Here is a 22,533-nt window from a genome sequence, read left to right as displayed (position 1 = left end):
GCGACCAGCCGCTTCGCCTCGGGTTCGGTCAGGGCGGATCGGTCCTCCGCGAGCGCCGCCTCGATCGAATCGATCGCGTCAGTCGTCTCGGACGCCTCGTCCGCGTCGAAATCGGTCATCGGCTCACCTCTTCGGCTTCGGCGGCGTCCGGATCGGCGTTTCGTAGCGCGTCCTGCACGAGGGCCGCGACGGCGTCGGCACCCCGTTCGGGCGTCCGGAAGGTCGGGATGTCGAGCGACTCGAGCCCGGCGAGTTCGTCGGCCAGCACCGCGTCGGGGCCCCCGGTTGCGAAGACGATCGGCTTGTCGACCTCATCCACGAGCCCCTCGAGGCCCTCGGTCGGGTACCCTAACGCTCGCTCGTACAGTTCGTAGACCATGACGACGTCCACGTTCTCGTCGCGCGCGACGGCCGCGACCACGTCGCCGAACTCGGGCATCGGTCGACCCGTGTCAACGGGGTTCGCCGAGTAGGTCATCCCCGGGAGGATCTCCTCGACGGCCTCCTGCGTCTCGTCTGTGAGCGTCGGAAACTCCGCGTCAGCGGCTTTCAGACGGTCGGTGATGGCGATCCCCGGCCCCGCTTGCGCGGTGACGACGCCGACGTTCGGGCCGTCAGGGGACGGCGCGTCCGCGAGTGCGACGCCCGCGTCGAGGAGTTCGGTCGTCGAGTCGACCGTGGACACGCCGTACTGCGCAAACCCGGCCGTGTAGAGGTCGTGGTCGCCCGTGAGCGCGCCCGTGTGTGACTCCGCGAAGTCACCGACGTCCGCCTTCCCGACCTTGTAGGCCGCGACGGGGGTGTCGGCATCGCAGCAGGTCTCCACAAGCGCGCGCCCAGTGTCGGTGCCCTCGACATGGAGGACGATGGCGTCAGTCTGGGGGTCATCATCGAAGTACCGAACTGTTTCCTCGAACCCAACATTCGCTCGGTTCCCAAGTCCTACCATCGTCGATATTCCCCGGCCCTCGCGGTGTGCGCTGAACGCAAGTTGATGGGCTACCCCACCGCTCTGTGCGAGAATCGTCACACCACCTGGCTCGATGGATTCGACGCCGCCCGCGAACGACGTGAAGAGGTTCTGTGCCGGTGCGACGAACCCGCTCGTGTTCGGGCCGAGAAGTGCGATACCGTACTTGTCAGCGACCTCCGTGACCTCGGTCTGTAGCGCTTTACCGTCCTCGCCCGCTTCTGCGAACCCCCCGGAGTATATGATGGCGCCGCCGACGTTTGCTTCCCCACACTCCGCCAGAACCTCCGGTACTACCGGTGCAGGGACGGCGAGCAGCGCTAGGTCCACACGCTCATCGATGTCGGTTACGGACGCTTCGGACGGTTCGCCGAGAACAGACCCCTCTGCAGAGGGATTCACGGGATATACGGGGCCGTCGAACGCAACGGCATTCGCCATCGCCTCGTACCCAAGTTTTCCCTCCGTCCGTGAGGCGCCGATGACTGCGATACACTCCGGTCTGAAAAGGCGTCGTAAGTTCACACATCAGGCTTCACGTACTGCCACTAAAATTGTTTGCCTGTTCTGATTGTGCCGCCGCACGTACGGCAGATCGGCGGCCGATCAGCGAGATGCTGCCGGTTTCCCGTTGAACTCCACGAACTTGCGGAGTTTCTCTCTCGCGTCCTTCGTGACGCTCGATCCGTGGTAGACGAGGCCGACGTCGAACTCGTAATCGAGGAGGGCCGTCAGTGACTCATCCGCAGCATTGAGGTCTTCGGAGAAGAACCCTGTCGGGAGTACGAAGTAGCCGGCAGGCAACCCGCGGGCGTCCGCGCCGAACACCGCATCCCCCAGGACGGCGACGCCCGCGGCCTCGTCTACCAGCGAGTAGTGTTTGGGAGCGTGGCCCGGCGTGTGGACGGCGGTGAACCGGCCGACCGTGTCGCCGTCCCCGTACTGGTGGTCAGGCGTATAGCCATCGACCGTCAGCCCTTCGGGAAACCACGTCTCCAGGCCATACGCATCCGCAATCTCTGGGGCACCGCCAACGTGGTCCCCATCGCCGTGCGTGACCACGAGGCGTTCCGGCATGATGTCGAGGTCGGCCAGTTGCTCGACAAGGGTGTCGGTCGTGTCCGCAAGACCGGCGTCGACGAGTGTTGGGGCGTCCCCGTCGAACAGGAACACCCGGTACCGGCCTCCATTCATATTTGAAATTGTAATGTCGTAGACATCGGCGGTAATTTCTCGGTACACAGATATCCTGACACGGTTCACGACCATAAAGTCGTGCCCGGGTCTCTGGGTTGCATGAGACTACTCCACCAGCTATTCGAATATTGTGGAAACTGTATCTTCGTCTGCACCCTGCCTGAGTTCAAACCGCAGTGGATCGGTCGAAATTGTTGCAATGATGTCGTTCTGGACCAGGTACTCGAGGTGTGCGGCTGCCTCGCCCGCGCCGAACTTGATGTGGATACCCTGCATTTCACCGAATAGCTCCTTTGCGATATCCCACGGCGTTGGGCGATTCAGTCGTCTAACCCAGTTGAATACGCGCTGACTCCGACCTTGGTGATGGTTCCGGATTGTTTTGAGTCGTTTGGGGGTATCGAGTTGGGAACCATGTCCTGGGTGGAGTACACCGTCGGCGCGTTCGAGTCTGTTGATTGAGCGCAGGAACGACGCGAGTGGGTTGGCGAGGCGCGTGTCGCTCCCGCCGACGTTCGGCGTATATGTGGGGAGGACGGTGTCGCCAACGAACACGTGGCCATCCACGGAGAGAGCAAGGTGACCCGCAGTGTGGCCAGGAGTGTGGATAACCGTTGTGCCAGCAACCGTGTCACCTTCCACGTGCGTCTCGACTACGGTTTTGTCCGGGAGGGCCGAGGGGATGTCCGCGGCGTGGACGTCAGTCACACGTTCAGCAGGAACCCCCCAAGCCTCGAGTGTCGTTGCGTCACGATGGTATCGACGTTCGCGTTCGCGCGCGTATGTCGCCAAGAGTGGTGCATCACGTTCATGCATGTGGATCTGCGCATCTGCTGTCTCTGCGATGCGTGGCGCCAGGCCCGCGTGGTCGACGTGCCAGTGAGTTACAACGACGTGGACGACATCATCGAGGGCGACACCGGCATTGCGCAGGCCGCGCCGTAACTGATTCCATGACTCTTCCCCTGGCGGACCCGGGTCGATCAGGAGTCCGCGCTCGGGTAGGACGTACGCACTGTTGAACCCTTCCGGCCCGCCTGTCCGGATCCGGATTTGTTCCACTGTCATCGCTCCATGTGCGGAGAAGCACAGCAGACAATACTTGCGTGGGTGAGTTCACAGGAGACGATGGGACTGTAGCGCCGCATCGTTGGTCTACCAAGAAGGAAGTCGCGGGATCGGTTAAATGGTTCTAGCGATCCATGCACGCTCCCTACAGGTGTCCTTGCCCCGGGGAGCGGCCACAGGCAGAGGGTACCGGCCAACTGGCCGTAGCGGGAAGCGGTGTCAGGGGTGTGATTTTTTGACACGGGTGGGTGGGTTGTGGTCAGTTGGCGTCCCGGTGGTCGTAGAACCGCCGGGCCTTCAGTTCGTACCGCGGTAGTTCGTTCGGTTCCAGGACCTGCACCTCGACGGTGACACCAACGGCCTCCTTAATTTCCTGCTGGATGTCTTCCTCGATGTCACGGTACTCTGAGGAGTTGCTGCTAGGTTCAGCTTCGATCTTGATTTCGACCTGGTCGTTACCGTTCTCCCGTGTGACATGTATCTCGTAGTGATCTGCAACACGTGGGACACCGGTGATGATCTCCTCAAGTGCACGGGGGTACACGTTGGTCCCACGGATCGATAGCATATTGTCCGACCGGTCGAGAACGCTTCCCTTGAAAAACTTCCACGTGATATCGGTTTCGTAAACGTCAGAGGGATCCTCGTAGACCTCAACAATGTCGTGCGTTCGGTACCGGAGCGTGAGACCTGGTGCCCCAGGAATGTGAGTCGTAACGACGTGTTCTCCACGCGTGCCGTTCTCCTCGAGGACCTCGCCTGTATCCGGGTCGATGACCGTTGAGTAGAAATACGGCTCACACGGATGCACGCCACCAGAGTCGATATCCATCGTCGGACCGAGGAAAGGACTCTCAGATTGGCCGTAGAGGTCCCAGACTTTTGCTCCCCAGCCCTCTGCGATGCGGTTCCGGATCGAGGATACATATGGACCCTTTTCGCCGGCGTGGACCGTAAACCGGACACTAGTGTCCGAGAGGTCGATTCCCATCTCCTCGGCCTTCTCCAGCATGTGGGTCGCGTATGTCGGCGTCAGCACGACGACATCGGGGTCGAAGTCGACAATATCTTTGATTCGTTCCTCGGTCGAGAGGCCGGCGCCGCTGCGCACGACCCCGCCAAGGCGACGAACCCCCCAGTACGCACTCCAGAATCCGACGAATGTTCCGAACGGGAACGCGAAGTAGAACCGGTCGTCTGGCCGCATGCCACAGTTCCAGAAGCCGTACGTCCAGCTCTCCCCCATCTTAATCGTCAAGGGGAGTGACATCGCCTCCTGGAGCGGGGTCCCTGTCGTCCCACTTGTCTGGAACCGGTACAGCTGGTGTTCCGGGCCTGCTGGGTCGCGACTGCCGAAGGGAGAGTCGTTCTGTTCCTGAAGTTCCATGAAGTCAGGCTTGTCGAGGATGGGGACCTTCGTGTTGAAGTCCTCGAGTGTTTTGATGTCTCGTGGCTTGATACCCACGTCCCGGAATAGGTCGTTGTAGAATGGGATGTGCTTGTAGGCGTATTCGACGTTCCGGCGGATGCGCCGCAGGTGGAGGTCGTCAAGGTCTTCCCGCGGCATCGTCTCCATGTACTTGTTCCAGTGGTCGCTGTCCTGCGCTTTCTCGTTATAGAGCGGACGGAAGTTATCTCGCATGATCATTCACGCTCGTTCTGATCGGGCGACAGTTCCGGCGTATATGCCTCTTCGGCACCTAACTCCCAGAGGATACCGTGGCAATAAACGTCCGCTTGGTAGGCGGAGTGTGCAACTGACGGGATATCACATTCGTCTTGGATTTTTGACAGTATTTCACGAGCTTCGTTGGCCTGTTCGATGAGTAAGTCATTGTCTACCATTTTCATGCGCAATGTAGTCGGTTTACTATTAAAACTACGGGTTAATTTCTCCGATGCTCTGTCTATCGTCCGAAGATGTTCGTCGCTCGCCAGAAAATCACGGTCTCTCCGTCCTGGTTCGTCCCGGTTACCTCAATCACGACGTATCCCCGGTCTGATCGACTCGTCGACGGAGTTAAATCGACGATTTCGATTTGGACACTGATCGTATCCCCCGGGCGAACGGGCGTCGGCCACCGTAACTCATCCAATCCGAACGACCCCATATTCCGGGTGTTACTGAGGAACTCGTCCGCGACGAGTTCCATACAGGCGCTAGCTGTGTACCATCCGCTTGCGATGAGACCGCCGTAGATGGAGTCCTCTGCGGCATCGGGGTCAACGTGGTAGGACGCTGGGTCGTACCGTTCTGCGAACCGAAGCATCTCCGCCTCCGTTGCCTCAAAGCTGCCGAGATAATGACACTCACCGGACTCAATGTCGTCGAACGTACGTTGGGACATCGAGTCGAAAGAACTCGGCAAGCAGGAAAAATGTTCGCCTCTGCAAGTGACCAAGCCCACTGCTGGTTGCTTGAGCACTGGCAGCATACATTCGGGAAATTTTAGCCATATAGAATCCCATGAGTGTAAATCGACAGAGCCCCGGATTCAACGGCTGCGCTTGTGTGGGGAACGCCAACACATTTAAGAGAGTTGCTACACGACCGGATTCTATGTCGAACGCAACCGATACGGGTAGCGACAACGATAGGATTGGTCCGCTGAGTGATCTTCGGGTTCTCGAACTTGGGAACATCGTTGCGGGACCGTTCGCGAGTTCGATGCTCGCAGATCTCGGCGCCGACGTGGTGAAGATCGAACGGCCCGGAGACGGTGATTCGATTCGATCCTCTGGGGAGTCTGGGGACGCAATATTCAATGCGCTTAACCGAAACAAGCGGTCTATCGCCATTGACCTAAAGGATGAGGACGACCTCGCGGCCCTGTACGACCTCGTTGACGCCGCCGATGTCTTTATCGAGAACCTCGGACGTGGTACGCCCGAACGACTGGGCATTGGCTACCAGACCCTCCGGGAGCAAAATTCCGAACTAATATATCTCTCGATAAAGGGGTTTCAAGAGGGGCCTTACGGCGACTATGCAGGGATGGACGTCGTCGCCGAAGCTATGTCCGGGCTTATGAGCGTCACAGGGGAAGCCAGTCGGCAACCGGTTCGCGTCGGGACGTCAATCGCGGATATGGGGGCCGCAATCTACGGTGTGTTCGGTGTGATGATCGCGCTTCGTGAACGGGAACAAACCGGAGAGGGACAGCGGGTTGACGGCACGCTCTTCGAGTCCGCCGCCCACTGGATGGGGTACTGGCAGACCTACGCGGACAAGTACGGTCGTGACCCCGAGCCACTTGGTGCGTCTCATCCAAGTTGGGGGCTCTACGACGTCTTCGAATTGAACGGTGGATGGCTGTTCGTCGGCGTCACCAATAACCGACACTGGGACGCGTTCTGTGAGGCGGCGGACCTCTCCGAACTCCGGGACGACGAGCGGTTCAAGACGGCAGCGGACCGGCGCACTAACAAGGACGAACTACTCACGATAGTCCAAGAACGACTCCGAGATGACGACCGTTCAACGCTCTTCAAGCGGCTAACCGAAGCAAACGTGCCCGCGGCACCGGTCAACCAGCCCTCGGATCTCATTAACGACCCGGGTCTAGAGGCAGCAAATTTGCTCGCACGGTTCCAGTCGAACAACGACGTCAAAGACGAACTACAGACGGTCCTGACACCGGTCAGCGGAGAGCGGTTCAGTCCAGCACAATACCGGAACCCCCCTAGCATTGGAGAGCACTCCGAAGAGGTCCTCGCGGAATGGACCGAGCGAACGCTGAACGCACCAACGACGGATCAGAATTCCGAGCCTCAGTAACCGCAATTGCGCGACGGAGTGATGGACCGCGTGGGGAACGTCACGCTGTAATCTGGGCGGCAGAGACACGGAGACTTGCAGGGATCAACCCTATCTTTATTAACTCAAACGGGAAAGACCAGCCATGGTCGCGTTCAAAGACCTCACACTTCGAGAAGGTGCACAAGTGCCCGGCCTCCAGATATCGGAAACAGCAGGGCGACGCGTACTGACACAGCTCGCAGAACTCAACATCGGCCGTGTCGAAGTGGCGTTCCCTCGTGCGCAGCATCGTGAATCCTGGTTTCGTTACGCGGATGATCTCGGTCTCCGTACAGCTGCCCTAGCCCGGGCACTCCCGAAGGATATCGATGCGGCACTCAAGGTCGATCCCGACGAAATCGAGGTCATCGTAACGACCTCGGACGTGCAGCTCGAGTACGCACTCGGGAAGTCGAAAGACGAGGCCCGTGATCTTCTAGTCTCAAACGTCGAACGAGCAATCGATGGTGGCGTGGACGCGGGCGTGACGCTCATGGACGCGATGCGGGCCGACAACGAGTACCTCGCAGCGACAGCCCACGCAGCAAGCGAAGCAGGCGCGAAACATGTCACACTTGCAGACACAACAGGTGCCGGTACGCCCGATACAGTTTCCGAAACTGTGACGACTGTTGGTGATGCGGTCGGCAACGACGTGGCCATAGCCATCCATACACACGACGACATGGGGGTGGCGACTGCGAACGCTGTCGCAGGGGTCGACGCTGGTGCGTCAGCGGTCGACGCAACGGTCGGCGGCATCGGGGAACGCGCCGGGAATGCACCACTTGAGGAGGTCGCGGTACTGCTCGCCGAGCGCGGCGACACCACCGAACTCACGCTTGATGAACTCGTTCCCGTCTGTCGGGCGGTCCACGAGTCGCTCGGTGTTGATGTCCCCCCAGGAAAATCGGTAATCGGAAACCGGGCGTACCGTCACGAGAGCGGAATGCACACCGCCGCGATGCTCAAAGAACCGAGTACCTACGAGCCATTCGACCCAGCAAAGTACGGGGGAGAACGAGAACTTCTCTTCGGAAAGGACACCGGCCGAGGTGCCGTGCGGGCGCTCCTCAAGAACGCGGCAGTGGAACCGACCCCTGACCGTGTCGATGAGACGCTGGCAGCAATCCGGATCGAGACCGCAGAGAAGAACGGTCCGCTGACCGAGTCTGACGCCAGAGAACTCGTCCGGAACCTGTAACGAGTGACTCGTCCTGCACAGACCCGTTTTTCCATCGCGGAACGAGCATAGCGTTGAGATAATCTCCTGAAAAGTAAAGCGATAGTTTTTCAGTGAGATGCCAGCGTGTCACACGTATGGGAGCGACACTGACAGAGAAACTGCTATCAGAGCACTGTGCGGGCGGTGAACTGGAACCAGGGGAAACCATCGACGTTGAAATTGATCAGGTTCTGTTACAGGATGTCCTTGGACCGCTTGTGTGGATCGAGTTTGAGGCACTGGAGTTCGACGAGGTTGAGCCAGACGTCGCCGTTACATATGCCGACCATCAGGTATACCAGTTCGACGGCGACGACACGGCGACCCACAAGTATCTTCGGACAGTATCCCAGCGGTACGGTGGCCATTTCTCCAAGCCGGGGAACGGGATTTGTCATCAGGTTCACCGGGAGCGCTTTATCGAACCTGGCGCCACACTTCTGGGAAGTGACTCACACTCCACGACGATGGGTGGGTTCGGCGCGCTCGGTATCGGAGCAGGCGGGCTCGACGTGGCGCTCGCGATGGGTGGTGAACCGTACACGCTCAACGTTCCGGAGGTCGTTGAGGTACATCTGATTGGTGAACTCGACGGGTGGGCCTCCGCGAAGGATGTTATCCTCGAACTCTTGCGGCGTCTCTCGGTCAAGGGCGGCGTGGGGAGCGTGTTTGAGTTCACCGGTCCGGGTGTTGTGTCGCTATCCGTGCCGGAACGCTGCACGATCGCGAACATGACCACCGAGCTAGGGGCAACTTCCGCGTTATTCCCGAGCGACACCCGGACTCGCCAACACCTTCGGCGGTTAGGACGCGAAGACGCATTCCGGGAACTTTCGCCTGACGACGACGCGACCTACGAGGAACGAATCGAGGTCGATCTCAGCGCCATCGAACCGCTTATCGCGGAGCCCTCAATGCCGGATAACGTCGTCCCAGTGTCAGAGGTCGCAGGTACACCGGTGGATCAATGTATCGTTGGCACCTGCACAAATGGCTCATACTTCGACGTTGCCACGGTCGCGAACATCGTCGACGGCGCGGAAGTTGCGTCCGAGACGGATTTCGTGGTTGCACCGGCGTCAAAACGCTCCATTGAGATTCTCGCGCGTGAAGGGCGGACTGAGGCGCTGTATGCGGCTGGCGTGAACCTCTCGGAGTCGACGTGTGGTGCGTGCATCGGGCAAGGCCATGTGCCTGCTCCAGAGTCGGTCAGTCTTCGCGCGTTCAACCGGAACTTCAAGGGTCGATCGGGGAATCCAGATGACAGCGTCTATCTCGCATCTCCGGAAGTCGTCGCGGCAAGTGCTATCACTGGCGAAATCGTTGATCCCCGGGATCTCGACCGTGACCCGCCTGCTGTCTCACTCCCCGACGACATGACCCGGACCGACGCCGAGATCGTGGGCCCGAATCATAGAGCCGATGTCTATCGGGGGGAGACGATCGGGACGGTCCCCCTGAAGCCGAGGTTGCCAAGCGAAGTCAGGGGTCCAGCTCTGACGAAAGCAGGAGACAACGTCACGACAGATCACATCGTACCGGCAAGTGCGGAGGTGATGTCGGTGTGGTCGGATCCTCAGGCGTGTGCTGACTACACGCTCACTCGTATCGATGAGGACTTCCCTGAGAAGGCGCGGGCGGCCGATGGCGGGTGGGTGGTTGCGGGGGAGAACTATGGCCAGGGATCCTCCCGTGAGAATGCTGCTCTCGAGCTCGCAGTCCTCGGCGTCGATGGTGTCATCGCGAAGGATTTCGCCCGAATTCACTTCGCGAATCTCGTCAATTTCGGTGTCCTTCCGTTGACGTTCGCCGACGATACGGCCTACGAGCGAATTGAGGAGGGGGACGACCTTTCGATCGCTGGGGATGTCGCCGACCTAGTCCGGGGCGGTGCTGAGCAGATCACCGTCCGGGTGAATGACGATTGGACGTTCGAGGCGAGCGTTCACCTCACCGATGCGGAACGCGCCACGCTCGTCGCTGGTGGAAAGCTCTCCCAGCTAAAGCGCGAACAGTGATGGCTGGCATGGCGCTGGATGCGGTGAGACACGCCGTGGATCCGGGTATCCAGACGCTGGATTCAGCCTAGACACTGTACCGGTAGTTTATCGAGACTTCGTCGGCTGCCTCAGTGACGTGCTGGACGAGGTTCTCCCGGTATTCAATGTTTTTTAGGCGGCCGGTCGGGCACGCGATCGAGAGCGACCCCACGGGTTCTCCGTCCACAAGGACCGGGGCGGCGACTATGCCGACGCCGACGACGACCTGGTCGCTGTCGTATGCGTATCCGGTGTCGGCGATGTCATCAAGTTCGTCGAGCAACTCGTCGGTGTCCGTGATCGTGTACTCGGTGATCTGTTCGAGGCCGTTCGTTTCGACAATCTCGCGCACCCGTTCGTCGGACAGGTATGCGAGGATCACTTTTCCTGCGGCGTGCGCGTGGATCGGGAATCGGAGGCCGGGGTACACGCCGAGATCAACGGTCGTCACCTCTCCCTCGTGGTGGACGAGAACCCATTCGCCGTTCTCCAGGACGCCGATATGCACCAGTTCGCCGATCTCAGCGGAGAGCTTCTGGAGCGGTGCTCTCGCGGCGTTGAACAGGGGGTTCCGGTACTTGACACGGGTCGAGAGGCCGAGTAATTGATAACCAATACGGTACGATCCGTCCTCGTTGATCACGAATCCTGTCTGTTCGAGTGACGTGAGATAGTCGTGTGCTGTAGCCTTGGTTACCCCGATCTGCTTCGCGATTTCGGAGGGGCCTGCCTTGTGTTTCTCTTCGAGAAGTGCCAGGATCTCGAAGGCCCGAAGGACGGTTTTCAGCGGAGCAGTATTCCCAGACATACGTTATTCTATGCCACGGAAGAACATTAAATGGTATGGTTTTATCATACGGGATGCTCGTCCGTTGCGCGGGAGCGAGTTGGTCGACAGGGGGAGTAAGATCGGGACGTTAGCGGTTGCAGCCGTGGTTCTGGAAAGGTTGAGAGTTGTGGTTGGGATGGTGAGAACAGGTGTGGTTTGTGCATGGTCTAACGTCGAAATTTGGCGTTATCAGAGGTACTGGCGACTTTCCCGCGGTGGTGACTGTTTAGCTACAAGGTTTAGTAAGAGTATTTCGGACGGTGAATTAGTGTGTCCTGCCAGTAGTCAAAACTTAAGCGAACTGATATTAACCGGAGAGGATTACAGACCTATGCGTGTAATGCTAATACGTTTGTTACCACTATCAAGAATTACGATAACAGTACTGTAACACCCGAACCCCGGGAGCATTTTCTAAATATAATGGACTATTTGTACAGACAGCACTTTCCCCAGATATATGCTGTAGAAGGCCTGAGGGAGCCGAACTGCGAGAGATACCAGAGGTGTGCGTCAGCATCTGATCCATAACCCAAGCGTTTGCAACTGCCGTTAGAGTATATCTTACGCATTGGAAATATGTTCGCTACGAGAGTTTGGGGCCAAAATGCGCCTTAACACATTGTACAGCCGTCAACAGCGGCTGGCCCTATTAGGAGGCTACGACAAACCAAAACACACGCCATACGCGACAGTAGGGACAGTGGGCAGGCAGAACAGAGGTCATCGGCCACCGCTAAATATAACTAGGCTGGAGTGAGTTGGTACTCGGTATGGGTCAGCCTACGATTCGAGAGCAATTCAACTTCGAGAATACGGTCGTATGCGTCACCGGCGGGGCCGGTGGCATCGGGACAGCTATTGGGGAACTGGTGGCGTCGCTCGGTGCCGACGTCGCTGTCGCAGACATTGCCATCGAGAGCGCCCGAAAAACGGCCAGGGACATCGCGGAGACTTACGGCGTCGAAGCAATCGCAGTGGAGACCGATGTCTCCTCATATGACGACGCCCAGCATATGGTCAAGACAGTCGAGGCCGAACTAGGAGCTATCGACGTGCTCGTGAACAATGCCGGCATCGCGGACAACAAGAGATTTGTTGACACAGAACCCGACGAATGGGACACGTGGATCGGCGTCGCACAGTACGGTACCCTGAACTGCACGCACGCAGTCCTCCCATCAATGCTGGAGCGCGGTGACGGCGTACTCGTCAACTTCGCCAGCGGGTCCTACAGGGGGAATGACCCACAGCTCTCCGTCTACGGGGCAGCAAAAGCAGCGAACGTGTCGTTCACGAAGACCCTCGCTAAGGAAGTCGGCCGTGACGGGATACGCGTAAACTGCGTCTCCCCGGGAACCGTTCGAACCCCTGCAACCGAGGAGTGGGTCGAGAACCACGAGGAAACCATTGCAGAGTCGTATGCGCTCCGCCGAATCGGAGAGCCTGAGGAGGTCGCGAACGCGGTCGCGTTCCTAGCAAGCGACGCCGCAAGCTGGGTAACTGGCGAAGTCGTCCACGTTGATGGCGGCTACATCCGCCGATGAGTCGAATATACCGGGACGACGCCCGGTGAGGCCGCAGCACAGCCTCGATGCTTGGAAAATAGGGAACCGGACCGGCGTCGTTCCCCGTGAGAGGTATATTTATACGTGTGGAGTGACATCGTTTTATTGATGGCATCGACAGCTCCTCCCCAGAGTGAAGAGGAACTCAAACAGCAGATCCAGAACGGTAGAATGATCGAATCGGTCGAGGAGATGACTTCAGGCTACAAGGAGGCCCTGAAGAAGCCACTGTTGGTCAACGCCGACATCGAGCTCCTGAGTGCCCCCGTCCTCCTGAAACAGGCGATGAACGCACCCAGCCTGGATGCACGGAACGCAGAACTCTCGACCATCCAGGACGAGGTTGGACATGCGTACATCTCCCATCGGCTCCTGCGCAATCTCGGCGAAGACACCCACGAGTTCATCTACGAACGCGACCCCCACGAGTGGCGGTCCGGATACGCGTTCGAGCTAGAGCTACAGGATTTCGCTGAGCAGACAGTGTTTCACGCGTTCGGCGATCAGGCCGGCCTTAATCTCCTGTCCGATATCCACGAGAATACGTCGTACGGCCCCTGGAAGCGAGCGCTTGTGAAAGTCGAGAAGGAAGAGCAGTTCCACATCCGGCACGGCCGCACGTGGTTCCGGCGACTCGCCTCGAAAAGCGAGTCGACGAAACAACGCCTCCAGGAAGCCGCAGAGTGGATGTTCCCCTTCTGGCTCGAACTGTTCGGCCTTCCGGACAACCTGAAGACGCACACCGAACAGTTCGAGTACAAGATCAAAGGGAAGACAAACGACGAACTCCGACAGGCCTGGATGGACGAAATCGTACCGCTCTGCGAGGAGAACGACATCGACGTCCCCGCTCACTACGATGAAGAAGCCGAGGAGTATGTCCTCGAATTCGATTGGCCGGTTGCGTACGACACCGAGGAGCGGCGCTGGCGCTACGACGATCCGGTTTCGTGGGACGATGTGCTGGATCGGTGGCGAGAAGGCGGCCCAAAGCGCGACGAGTACATTGAGCAGATTCAGGGAATGGGACCGGTCCAGACCCAGTAGAACGGAGGACAACAACGAATGAGCGCACAAGAGATACGAATCACGAGTTCCGACGTAGACGCCCTTGACGGTGTCTCGGAGTTCGAACGCGAACTCGTGAAGCAGATCAACGACGAAGTGATGGACCCCCACATCCCGGTCAGCATCGTGGAGATGGGGATGATTTACGACGTTCGGTACGACGGGGGCCACGTGACGGTCGACATGACGTTCCCCTGCATGGGGTGTCCTGCATACCAGATGATTCAGGACGACATCGAAGAGTGCCTCCTCGAACTCGAGGGGGTTGAGGACGTTTCGATCGAGATCGTCTGGGACCCGGTCTGGTCAAAGGACAGGCTCGATGAAGACGTCCAGCAGAAGATGCAAGAATCCGGAACCTCAGTATGAACTACGAAGTCCTAACGCGAATCAATCCCGGTGACGACCTGAAGCACATCGGGAGCGTAGAAGCACCGTCCGACAAGCTAGCCAAGAATTACGCCGACACGACCTACGACGAGGAGGACTGGTCCTACATGGTACTGGTTCGGCGAGACGACCTCGTCAAAGTCACGGGCGGAGATGAAATCGTCGAAGCAGGTGAGTTAGTGTGAGTGCCACAGAATCAAACGCGTGGAGTGAAAATGCGGTCGACTACGTGCAGGCGATAGCGGACACAAAACTCGCTCTGTCACACCGGTATGCCGACCAAGGCTTCCTCGGCCCGAACCTCGCGGACAACATCGCGCTCTTCAGCCTCACTCAGGACGAGTACGGACACGTCCGCCAATTGTTCCTGAAGCTACAGGAACAGGGACGCGACGATGCGTGGCTTCACCGGGACCGGGACGCCGACGAGTTCCACAACGCGGCAAGCGTCGACGAACCAGCACCGGACTGGTTACGGTTCGAGGTCCAGGTGGGGTTAACGGACCGAGCGGTCCTCCTCATGCTCGACGCCATCGACCACGAGGATTTCGCTGGACTCACCGACAAGATCAGCGAAGAGGAGTACTCGCACGTAGACTTTCACGACGGGTGGCTCGAACACCTCGCAACAACGCAACCCAACGAGTTCCAGGCGGCACTTGACGAGACGCTCCCCGACGTGTTGGCGTTCATCGGTCCGGCTGCATACGACGAGGAGACGGACCCTCTCTACACGGCGGGATTCACAGACCGGACCGTCCGCGAACTCCGCGAAGCGTTCCTCGAACTCTGTGAGGACATCACGGACAGCACGAATGTCACCATTCCAGACGTAGCCCCGATCGATTTAGCGAACTGGGACAGCGAGCGCCGCCGCACCGACGATGGTATGATCGACCGCGAAACCATCGACTCGCTCCAAGCGCGCAATAACCAAGAGTTCGCTATGAGATGATGCGGCACAACGAAGACGCCGCGCCACCGGACGTCTCGTGTCCCTTCTGCGGTTCTTCGCGCGTCGTGAAGGACTCCGACTTCGGTCCAGAGATCTCGAAGAGCCAGTACTACTGTCAGGACTGTGAGAGTCCGTTCGAGCGGATAAAATGGGGAGAATCGAGGCGACCCGACACTAGGCGTTGATCAAGGTGGTCCACTGCACCGCGTTGTTTAAGTAATCTCCACCACACTTTCGGGTACATGAAGACAACTGTGCATGAGGCGACCCGTGAAGAGGGCGGCCGCATCCTCGACCTCTGGAACGCGTTCACCGACCACCTCTCGGAGTTCAACGACCGGTACAGGGCAAGAGAAGGCGCCGACGACCACTGGCTCTCGTACTTCGAAAACCAGGTCGTCGACTCTCAGTATAGCACCGTGTTGATCGCCGAAAACGAATCAAGCGAACCGGTCGGCGTCCTAGAGATTCGGATCGTGGGCGAACATCCGATCTTCCAACTCGACCGCCACGCCGAAATTCAGGGCGTTTTCGTTCGAGAAGAGGCGCGAGGCGAAGGGGTTGGGGAAGCCCTCCTGGAAGCCGCCGCGGAGTGGATGCGGCAGGACCCGCGGAACGTCGAATTCTATCGCGTCGACGTCATCGAGGGTGACGAGGTCGCCAAGCAGGCGTTCAAGGAAATCGGCCTCGACCCCGTGAAGCAGACCTACGAGAGCAGGGTATAACGATGGGGAAAACGCACGAAGTCGAGTTTGTGAAGGAGGACGTGACGCTCGAAGTCCCCGAGAACAAGTCGATTCTCGACGCCGCAGAAGAGATGGGGATGTCCCCGCCCTACCGGTGCCGGCGCGGCATCTGTGGCGTGTGCTGTGCGAAACTCCTAGACGGTGGTGACGTCGACCAGTCGGAGGGTATGTTTCTATCTGAATCGGAGAAAGACGAAGGATACGTCCTCACCTGCATCGGGAAGCCGTGCTCTGACCTCAAGCTCGAGACCGAGTCGAGTCCATAGAGCACGACCGGGGTCCGGCTGGCCCCGGGGTGAGATACGGCGATGCAGTAGCGTAATCAGTCGTAATCGTTAGCGTCCGGCAGCCAGACGGGGACCGGCGAACGGAAAACGCAGCGCGGGCGGTCGTTAGCGCCCTTTGAATTCTGGCTCCCGGTCTTCCGCGAACGCCGCCATCCCCTCCTCGTAATCCGCGGTCTGGGAGAGGGTGACCCAGACATTTCCGCCGTACTCGATAGCTTCCTCGTAACCCACTTGCCGCGTCATGTTCGCAGCCTCCTTGATACCGCGAAGGGCGAGCGGAGGCTTGCCCGCGAGAGTGTCGACGAACTCGTCGACGGTATCGTCAAGTTCGTCTCCCGGGGACACGTCGTCGACGGCGCCGTACTCCTGGGCCGTTTCAGCGGTTATCTGTTCGCCGGTCATGCAGAGTTTCTTCGCGGTGCTGACACCGACAATCGTTGAGAGGCGCTGTGCAGCACCGCCGCCGGGTAGGAGGCCAAAGTTAACCTCAGGCTGACCGAACCGGCTCTGTTCACTCGCGAACCGGAAGTCGCAGGCCATCGCGAGTTCGAAACCGCCGCCGAGACAGAGCCCGTTGACCTTCGCGACAACGGGTGCGCTGTACGACTCGATGGCGTTCGTCGCTTCAGCGAACAGTTCCGGAATCCGTTTGCGTTCGTCGAGGTTCTCGAGACCCTTCATCTCGTTCAGGTCGAGGCCACTACAGAATACCTTCTCGCCGGCTGCCTCCAAGACCACGGCACTGACCGCGACCCCGTCAGCGTTCTTGTCAAGTTCGGCGAACGCGTCGAACGCCTCGATGAGTTCCCGCTGCATCGTCTCCGTGATGGCGTTCATTGCGTCGGGTCGCTGAAGGACGACCGTCCCGATGCGGGTCTCGTCGTTGAAGCGCCACGAGATCGTGTCGAAATCCTGCTCGGACATCGGTATCGTGTTTCATCTGCAATCCTATATAATCACCGGACGGGGCTTCTCGCGAGTGACTGACAGTCCGGAATGTGCGTTAATCGAGAGCCGTGAGTGGAGTTCGCAGACTGAAATCGGATTGCGTCGGGGAAGTCTTCCTGACTCAAACGGCTCCGGGTGACCAGATCAGTGATGTCAAATCGGCTGGTCTGTCCAGAGAACGAAGTAGGGCGCCAGTACCACAGGAGTGGTTGCCGGCTCACTCTATTCGTCTTCGTCGCGGAGCTGGTACCGCATGAGTTTCCCGCTCGGGTTCCGGGGAAGTTTCCCGACGAACTCGTACTCCCTCGGGCGCTTGAAGTCCGCGAGGCCGTCATGCTCAAGACACCACTCGTCCAGTTCCTCGGCCGTCGCATCACCGCTGACGTAGGCCTTCACGATTTCACCCCACTCGTCGTCAGCCACGCCGACGACCCCGACCTCGGTAACGGCCTCGTGGCCGGCGAGGACGTCCTCGACCTCAGACGGATGGATATTCTCGCCGCCACTGATTATGAGGTCGTCAGCTCGGCCTGTGATGATGACGTTCCCGTCCGCGCGCTCGTAGGCGGCGTCACCGGTGAAGTACCAGCCGTCGATGACTGCGTTTCGGGTCTCCTCCGGCTTGTTCAGATACTCCGTGAACGAGGCGGGGGAATCGGTGTGTACGACGAGTTCTCCCTCGGTCCCCGCAGCAACTTCGGCGTTCGGGTCCCTCGAATCGAGTTCAACGATTTTAGTCCGGTGGAATGTGTGGCTGTTTCCAGCGACAGTCGGCTCGTCAACGGTACGGAGATCGACGAACTCCAGGGGATCATACGTCTCGGTGTTCCCGTAGATGTTCGTAAACCGATCCGGCTCGAACGTCTCGTCGACTGCCTCGAAGAGCGTCGTGCTCATTGGAGCGCCCGAGTAGGCTATCGTCTCCACAGAGTCCCCCGATGTGTCCCCCATAGCGTCGGCATTGAGCAAGTGCTGGAAGATGGTAGGTGCCTCGTGGAGCGCAGTCACCCCCTCGCTGTCGATGGCTTTGACGGCCAACTCCGGGTTGAACTCCGGCATACAGAGGTACGTCCCACTGGTCGCCATCATTGAACAGAAGATGCCGTGCAACCCAACCGTGTGGTATAGCGGCATCACGCCGAGCATCGTCTCCCTGAGATAGTACCCCTGCCCGAGGGAGTTACTCAGGGCACGGGAGACGGTCGCTTCCCGGCTGATTGGAATTCCCTTCGGATCGCCGGTCGTGCCCGACGTGTAGAGGATGACGCTGGGGTCCTCCGGTCCAAGTGACGGCGATTCCGATGTTGTGGGCTCTCTCCGGAGTTCGTCGAATGGCACGGCGAACTCAGGCGTATCGGGACCGACGTGCACCACGGTACCACACTCTAGGCCACCTTGGACCTGCGCTCGCTCGACTGACTCCCGGGAGAGGTCGTCGAAGAGGAACACCGCGGGCGTGCTATCTTCGAGGTGGTAGTCGATGTCGTCGGCCGGTAACCGGAAGTTGAACGAGACCGCGACAGCACCGAGTTTTTGCGTCGCAAGAAACACAGACGTGTGTTCAGGTCTGTTCGCCATGCAAAGAGCGACTCGGTCGCCGGGTTCGATTCCGAGGTCTTCGAGGCCAGCAGCGATTGCCGATACCTCCTCGGCCAGGTCCGAATACGTTAGGCGCTCGCCGGCGGCGACGTCGACAATTGCGTCTCGCTGCGGTGTTCGCGACACGGAGCGGTCGAACATCGAGGAAATCTCCATGGGTCCCGATAGAGGCAAATCAAGTTAAATGTTGACACCACATTCCAAAATTACCTTAAAACGAGGCGACGGCCGCAGACGATTGCAGACACTACCCTGTAAGCAGGGGGCGTTTCTTCGGTGTTCCACCGGACTACGGGGCTTCTCAAGACGATCTGGGAGGAACGCTCCTGTCCAAACTGTGGCGCAGACAGTCTCCACGCCCTCAACGGCTCCGACCGTATCTGGTGTGGCTGCTGTGACTGGAAAACCACGTACACGCGAGGGACGCCCTTCTACGATTCGGAACTCACCCCCGGTGAGTTCCTCAGTGCCTTCATTCTCTACGCTGACACACTGCTCAGCATTACCCAAATCGCCGGTCTCCTCTCACCGTGTTACACGACGCTTCATGACCAGCTCAGAGAGTTTGAAACCGCATTCTGTCGGGGATTTCCGACTGTCTGGGAGCGCATTTCCCAGACAGTCGATGGGCCAACACAGGTCGATGAAACACAGCAGGTGTGTTCGGGCTTCAAGGGCCAAGACCCGCCGCGGGAGGGACTCGACCGCGGCGGGTCGCCCGAGGGCGGACGCACCCGCTGGATAGGGGATCAAGGAGACGAACTGACGCACGTCGCGGCCTGCCGCGACGTGCTTCGCGTGGTCTCAGCGCAAGAGGGAAGCGACTACGAGGACGATCTCGGACCGGTTATTGAGGAGGCCGACGACCTCTCCCAGCGGCTGGGAGAGGTCTGGACCGACGGACTGCCAGCTTACCGAGGTATGGAGCACGATCACCGGTACGTCGTTCACGACGAGGGATATGTCTCCGACGAGGGCGTCCACACGAACCAGGCAGAGTGTCTCTGGTCGCTGCTTCAGCCGTGGTTGGCGAAGTTCCGCGGCCTGTCCAAGCGGGGCTTGGAGCAGGCCGCTCGGACCTACGGTTTCCTCCGGTCACTGAACCTTACTGGGGCACCGATCCACGGCCTCATCGATTGCATCGCTGTCAACGTGTTCCGCTAGTTCCGCCAGTCTACCGAAGAGCGTGAACAGTTTGACGTTCAGCACAAGTGGTTCTCACCCTCTGCAACTACGCATACGACCGCGATGACAGTCAGATCGTCTGTGAGAGCGACCTAATACTACTTCGGCGGTTGATAGTCGGAGTGAGGCCTCTTCATCAGAATTTACGATATGCTTACTGTAATGCGTCGCCTTCGGTCGATTATGCCACCTGAAGGCTACACAACTGTCACGATCAGCGACGAAGTCGCCGTCAAACTGTCTCAAGTTATGATCCGCCATGACTTGGGAACCATGGCGATGGCCATCGACTACGCTGCTCAACTCGCATTAGATGAGGATTCGATGACAACTACTGAACTTGCACGTCTCCTATATCACCGACTGCAAACCGAAGAATCTACTCGAAATCGTTAGGCGTAGCTGAGTTACCGTAACCTTACCGTAAATTAGCTGGTTTGGGCGAAAATCTCGTCACAAGGGACGTTCAACCGCCGAAGTAGTACTAACTGCGGTAGATTTATTCGTCACGTCCCACATTTGACGGGATTCTGAGCGGTCGCACCTGATACCGGATTGTCCACTTGCAGTCGGGGACTATTGTGACCCGAATATATTTATCGGTACAAGCAGAGTGAGGCAGTATGAAGGAACTCCTACGGCACAAGGTTCGATTTGGAGAGCTATCTTACGGTCCCTTGATGCATAACGCGACGATATTCGACCTCCTGATCCAGGCAGTTGAGGAATTCTCTTACGAGGTTGGGTACACGGTCGAAGAGATTGTCGATTCGGGCGGAGTTCCCTACGCCCCCGTCGCGATTCACGCCGACATTGAGCGGTACCCTCGTTACCCTGACACGATTCTCGTTCATGTCGCGCCCGTCAGGGTCGGTGACAGCCATATGCAGATTGCCTACCGTCTCGTGCGAGAGTCCGACGATGCGGTTTTCGGAACGGCCACGATCGTCCACGTAACGATTACGCCCGAGGGGAACGCAGAGCCGATCACGCCCGAACTCCGGAACGAGATCGAATCGCTCGGATTCGCGCCCGAACACGCCGTTGAGGTGACACCTCGTTCACATAGTGGTGACGGGCCGCACTTTGAGCACGACGTAGTCTTTAGAACACCGCATCTTGAAGCCGCGAACCTCGGGTACTTCGAAGATTATGCCCGCGAGGCGATGATTGGTCTCGAACAATTCATCGAGGAGCAAGGTCGATCACTCCGTTCTCTAATAAACGACTCCTATCCGTTCGTGCCGACGAGGTGGGACGTCACGCTCGAGAACTCGATCAGGTTCGAGAACGACATCACGATACAGGGCGAGGTACTCGACGTGAGCGAGGAGGCGGTCGACGTCGCGTATGAATTTCGGCGTGACGCAACCAACGATGTCTGCATCAGGGCGGACTTCACGTACGGTACATTCGACTCAACTGGCGAACGGGTTTCCTTCGCTCCTGCCGCGCTCGATGTCGTTCGTTAACCGTCGACTAGCGAAAGCACCACCGAAATGCCGTGTTGAATAGGGGTAGGGCGTCGGGGTCATAACGGCTCACAAAGCTGTTCGATATTGTAGATGGCGAACATCAGGACGATCTCCCGAAACTCTCGATACCAGAACTGCGCTCGCACGGCATCGCCGAGCGAGCGCTTCACCGACGAATTCGACGTCTCAGCCATCCATCGCTGTGTATAGTCTCGTTCTCGGATCACTGCGTTGTTTGCCACGGCGTTCAGCGAGGAGCCGCGATAGTGAATCAGCGGCTCCACATCGAGCGTATAGTACTCGTACTCGGTGTGCCAGTCTTGAAACGCGTTGTCGGCGGCCACGGACAGCAGGTCGTCCGCGTTCCGGCGGACGACCTGCGGCCCAGCCTTCGTATCGTGGCGCCACTGGGCGTAACACTGCACATCAAGCACAGCAAGCGACTCTGTATCGGTCAGCGTCGTCACTTTGAGCGTTTCTACCGACCGATCCGACCGAGTGAGATAGTACGCTGAGGCGTGGCCACGGTCAAAGAACGTGCTATCCAGGGCGACGTGACCAGACTGCGGGCGTTGGGGGGCCCCCCCCCCCCCCCCCCCCGCCACACCCACATCTTGAAGCGGTCGAATGATTTGTAGATCGTACTGTAGTCCGGGAGGTCGTCCCGATCAAGGCCGAGGACGTCACGAATCTCGGCCATGTACTCCAGCCGATTTTCAGTTTCACGGAAGCTGTGGTCTTCTTCGAGGCGGAAACAGTGGAGGACGACGTGGACCCAGCGGGCGAACCCGCCGGTGGTGGGCTCGCCCGCGTGCTTCCCCAACGCTTGTTTGGCTAGCCGCTTACCCTTCTGAACGAAGTCGAGGAGATCTACTTCCATGACACCGGTGTCTCCTCGGCTTCACCCTACGAATCTCACGGAGTATCCTGACGCCCTACCCCTATTCAACACGGCACTCCATGGGTATCTTGTTGTTCGCTGCTGTCTGAGGAAAATAGTGAACAGGATACGCATCTATCCGTGCTCGAAGCACATTTCTCCGCATCCTTTGGTAGGGGCCTGTCATAGGGTGCGTGTTCAGTGACACGGGAAACTCTTCGGCCATCCTATTTTCCTCTACGCTCATCCCGATACATTGTAACATAGGAGTTTCTCGAACCAGTCGGTCGGTAAGTTGAGCTTCA

21 protein-coding genes and 3 pseudogenes are annotated in these 22,533 nt (G+C 58.8%); 13 read left to right on the top strand and 11 right to left on the bottom strand.

Annotated features, from left to right (window positions below):
• Positions 1 to 115: 115 nt before the first annotated feature.
• The 6 genes from PGX04_RS18330 to PGX04_RS18305 all read right to left on the bottom strand — a co-directional run bounded on the left by PGX04_RS18330 (position 116) and on the right by PGX04_RS18305 (position 5,583).
• Positions 116 to 1,495, bottom strand: coding sequence for a CoA-binding protein (locus tag PGX04_RS18330; protein ID WP_273739829.1), 1,380 nt, complete (start codon positions 1,493 to 1,495; stop codon positions 116 to 118).
• 81 nt (positions 1,496 to 1,576) lie between these two features.
• Positions 1,577 to 2,164 carry an MBL fold metallo-hydrolase gene (locus PGX04_RS18325; protein WP_273739828.1) on the bottom strand — a complete coding sequence of 196 codons (588 nt, stop codon included), beginning with the start codon at positions 2,162 to 2,164 and terminating at the stop codon, positions 1,577 to 1,579.
• Between the two features lie 120 nt (positions 2,165 to 2,284).
• Entirely contained in the window at positions 2,285 to 3,235 is a 951-nt protein-coding gene (locus tag PGX04_RS18320; protein ID WP_273739827.1) for an MBL fold metallo-hydrolase, read from the bottom strand.
• Between the two features lie 259 nt (positions 3,236 to 3,494).
• Entirely contained in the window at positions 3,495 to 4,877 is a 1,383-nt protein-coding gene (locus PGX04_RS18315; protein WP_273739826.1) for a phenylacetate--CoA ligase family protein, read from the bottom strand.
• 2 nt (positions 4,878 to 4,879) lie between these two features.
• Positions 4,880 to 5,086, bottom strand: coding sequence for a hypothetical protein (locus PGX04_RS18310; RefSeq protein WP_273739825.1), 207 nt, complete (start codon positions 5,084 to 5,086; stop codon positions 4,880 to 4,882).
• A gap of 56 nt (positions 5,087 to 5,142) precedes the next feature.
• Complete coding sequence (locus PGX04_RS18305) at positions 5,143 to 5,583, bottom strand: MaoC family dehydratase (protein WP_273739824.1); 441 nt, start codon at positions 5,581 to 5,583, stop codon at positions 5,143 to 5,145.
• Between the two features lie 212 nt (positions 5,584 to 5,795).
• Between PGX04_RS18305 and PGX04_RS18300 the strand changes: the two genes are divergently transcribed.
• From PGX04_RS18300 to PGX04_RS18290, 3 genes are all read left to right on the top strand, one after another.
• The gene (locus tag PGX04_RS18300; RefSeq protein ID WP_273739823.1) at positions 5,796 to 7,013 is read left to right on the top strand and encodes a CaiB/BaiF CoA transferase family protein; all 1,218 of its coding nucleotides are present in this window, start codon (positions 5,796 to 5,798) and stop codon (positions 7,011 to 7,013) included.
• 124 nt (positions 7,014 to 7,137) lie between these two features.
• A complete protein-coding gene (locus PGX04_RS18295) occupies positions 7,138 to 8,238 on the top strand; it encodes a LeuA family protein (protein ID WP_273739822.1) in 1,101 nt (366 codons plus the stop codon).
• 116 nt (positions 8,239 to 8,354) lie between these two features.
• On the top strand, positions 8,355 to 10,277 hold the full coding sequence (locus tag PGX04_RS18290) for an aconitate hydratase (protein WP_273739821.1): 1,923 nt from the start codon (positions 8,355 to 8,357) through the stop codon (positions 10,275 to 10,277).
• Positions 10,278 to 10,344: 67 nt separating this feature from the next.
• Here PGX04_RS18290 and PGX04_RS18285 read toward each other — a convergent pair whose 3' ends face one another.
• The gene (locus PGX04_RS18285) at positions 10,345 to 11,106 is read right to left on the bottom strand and encodes an IclR family transcriptional regulator (RefSeq protein WP_273739820.1); all 762 of its coding nucleotides are present in this window, start codon (positions 11,104 to 11,106) and stop codon (positions 10,345 to 10,347) included.
• Between the two features lie 794 nt (positions 11,107 to 11,900).
• Here PGX04_RS18285 and PGX04_RS18280 point away from each other — a divergent pair.
• From PGX04_RS18280 to PGX04_RS18250, 8 genes are all read left to right on the top strand, one after another.
• Positions 11,901 to 12,674, top strand: a complete 774-nt coding sequence (locus PGX04_RS18280) for an SDR family NAD(P)-dependent oxidoreductase (protein ID WP_273739819.1) — start codon at positions 11,901 to 11,903, stop codon at positions 12,672 to 12,674.
• Positions 12,675 to 12,803: 129 nt separating this feature from the next.
• Entirely contained in the window at positions 12,804 to 13,742 is a 939-nt protein-coding gene (locus PGX04_RS18275) for a Phenylacetic acid catabolic protein (RefSeq protein WP_273739818.1), read from the top strand.
• 18 nt (positions 13,743 to 13,760) lie between these two features.
• Complete coding sequence (locus PGX04_RS18270; RefSeq protein WP_273739817.1) at positions 13,761 to 14,132, top strand: metal-sulfur cluster assembly factor; 372 nt, start codon at positions 13,761 to 13,763, stop codon at positions 14,130 to 14,132.
• Positions 14,129 to 14,338 carry a phenylacetic acid degradation PaaB family protein gene (locus PGX04_RS18265; RefSeq protein WP_273739816.1) on the top strand — a complete coding sequence of 70 codons (210 nt, stop codon included), beginning with the start codon at positions 14,129 to 14,131 and terminating at the stop codon, positions 14,336 to 14,338. Before PGX04_RS18270 ends, PGX04_RS18265 begins: the two co-directional genes overlap by 4 nt.
• Positions 14,335 to 15,108, top strand: coding sequence for a Phenylacetic acid catabolic protein (locus tag PGX04_RS18260; RefSeq protein ID WP_273739815.1), 774 nt, complete (start codon positions 14,335 to 14,337; stop codon positions 15,106 to 15,108). Before PGX04_RS18265 ends, PGX04_RS18260 begins: the two co-directional genes overlap by 4 nt.
• Positions 15,105 to 15,293, top strand: a complete 189-nt coding sequence (locus PGX04_RS34725) for a PaaD-like zinc ribbon domain-containing protein (RefSeq protein WP_425498450.1) — start codon at positions 15,105 to 15,107, stop codon at positions 15,291 to 15,293. Before PGX04_RS18260 ends, PGX04_RS34725 begins: the two co-directional genes overlap by 4 nt.
• 57 nt (positions 15,294 to 15,350) lie before the next feature.
• Positions 15,351 to 15,833 carry a GNAT family N-acetyltransferase gene (locus PGX04_RS18255; RefSeq protein ID WP_273739814.1) on the top strand — a complete coding sequence of 161 codons (483 nt, stop codon included), beginning with the start codon at positions 15,351 to 15,353 and terminating at the stop codon, positions 15,831 to 15,833.
• Positions 15,834 to 15,835: 2 nt separating this feature from the next.
• Complete coding sequence (locus tag PGX04_RS18250) at positions 15,836 to 16,120, top strand: 2Fe-2S iron-sulfur cluster-binding protein (protein WP_273739813.1); 285 nt, start codon at positions 15,836 to 15,838, stop codon at positions 16,118 to 16,120.
• 126 nt (positions 16,121 to 16,246) lie between these two features.
• Here the strand turns inward: PGX04_RS18250 and PGX04_RS18245 are convergent, their stop codons facing one another.
• Positions 16,247 to 17,065 (bottom strand): enoyl-CoA hydratase/isomerase family protein, encoded by an 819-nt coding sequence (locus PGX04_RS18245; protein WP_273739812.1) that lies wholly within the window; start codon positions 17,063 to 17,065, stop codon positions 16,247 to 16,249.
• Positions 17,066 to 17,311: 246 nt separating this feature from the next.
• Positions 17,312 to 18,844 (bottom strand): class I adenylate-forming enzyme family protein, encoded by a 1,533-nt coding sequence (locus tag PGX04_RS18240; protein ID WP_273739811.1) that lies wholly within the window; start codon positions 18,842 to 18,844, stop codon positions 17,312 to 17,314.
• A 144-nt stretch (positions 18,845 to 18,988) separates the two neighbouring features.
• Here PGX04_RS18240 and PGX04_RS18235 point away from each other — a divergent pair.
• Together PGX04_RS18235 and PGX04_RS18230 are read left to right on the top strand one after the other, a co-directional pair.
• Positions 18,989 to 19,852 (top strand): annotated as a pseudogene (locus tag PGX04_RS18235) (IS1595 family transposase); the annotation flags it as partial.
• A gap of 204 nt (positions 19,853 to 20,056) precedes the next feature.
• Positions 20,057 to 20,269, top strand: coding sequence for a hypothetical protein (locus PGX04_RS18230; protein WP_273739810.1), 213 nt, complete (start codon positions 20,057 to 20,059; stop codon positions 20,267 to 20,269).
• 1,002 nt (positions 20,270 to 21,271) lie between these two features.
• On the opposite strand, the pseudogene PGX04_RS34720 reads toward PGX04_RS18230, so the two are convergent.
• Both PGX04_RS34720 and PGX04_RS18220 read right to left on the bottom strand, forming a co-directional pair.
• A pseudogene (locus PGX04_RS34720) lies at positions 21,272 to 21,328 on the bottom strand (hypothetical protein); the annotation flags it as partial.
• A 76-nt stretch (positions 21,329 to 21,404) separates the two neighbouring features.
• Positions 21,405 to 22,228 (bottom strand): annotated as a pseudogene (locus PGX04_RS18220) (IS5 family transposase).
• Between the last annotated feature and the right edge of the window lie 305 nt (positions 22,229 to 22,533).

This window comes from Natrinema soli, assembly GCF_028618695.1.
The sequence above is the reverse complement of the archived record's forward strand: the minus strand, read 5'-3'. Positions and strand labels throughout refer to the sequence as shown.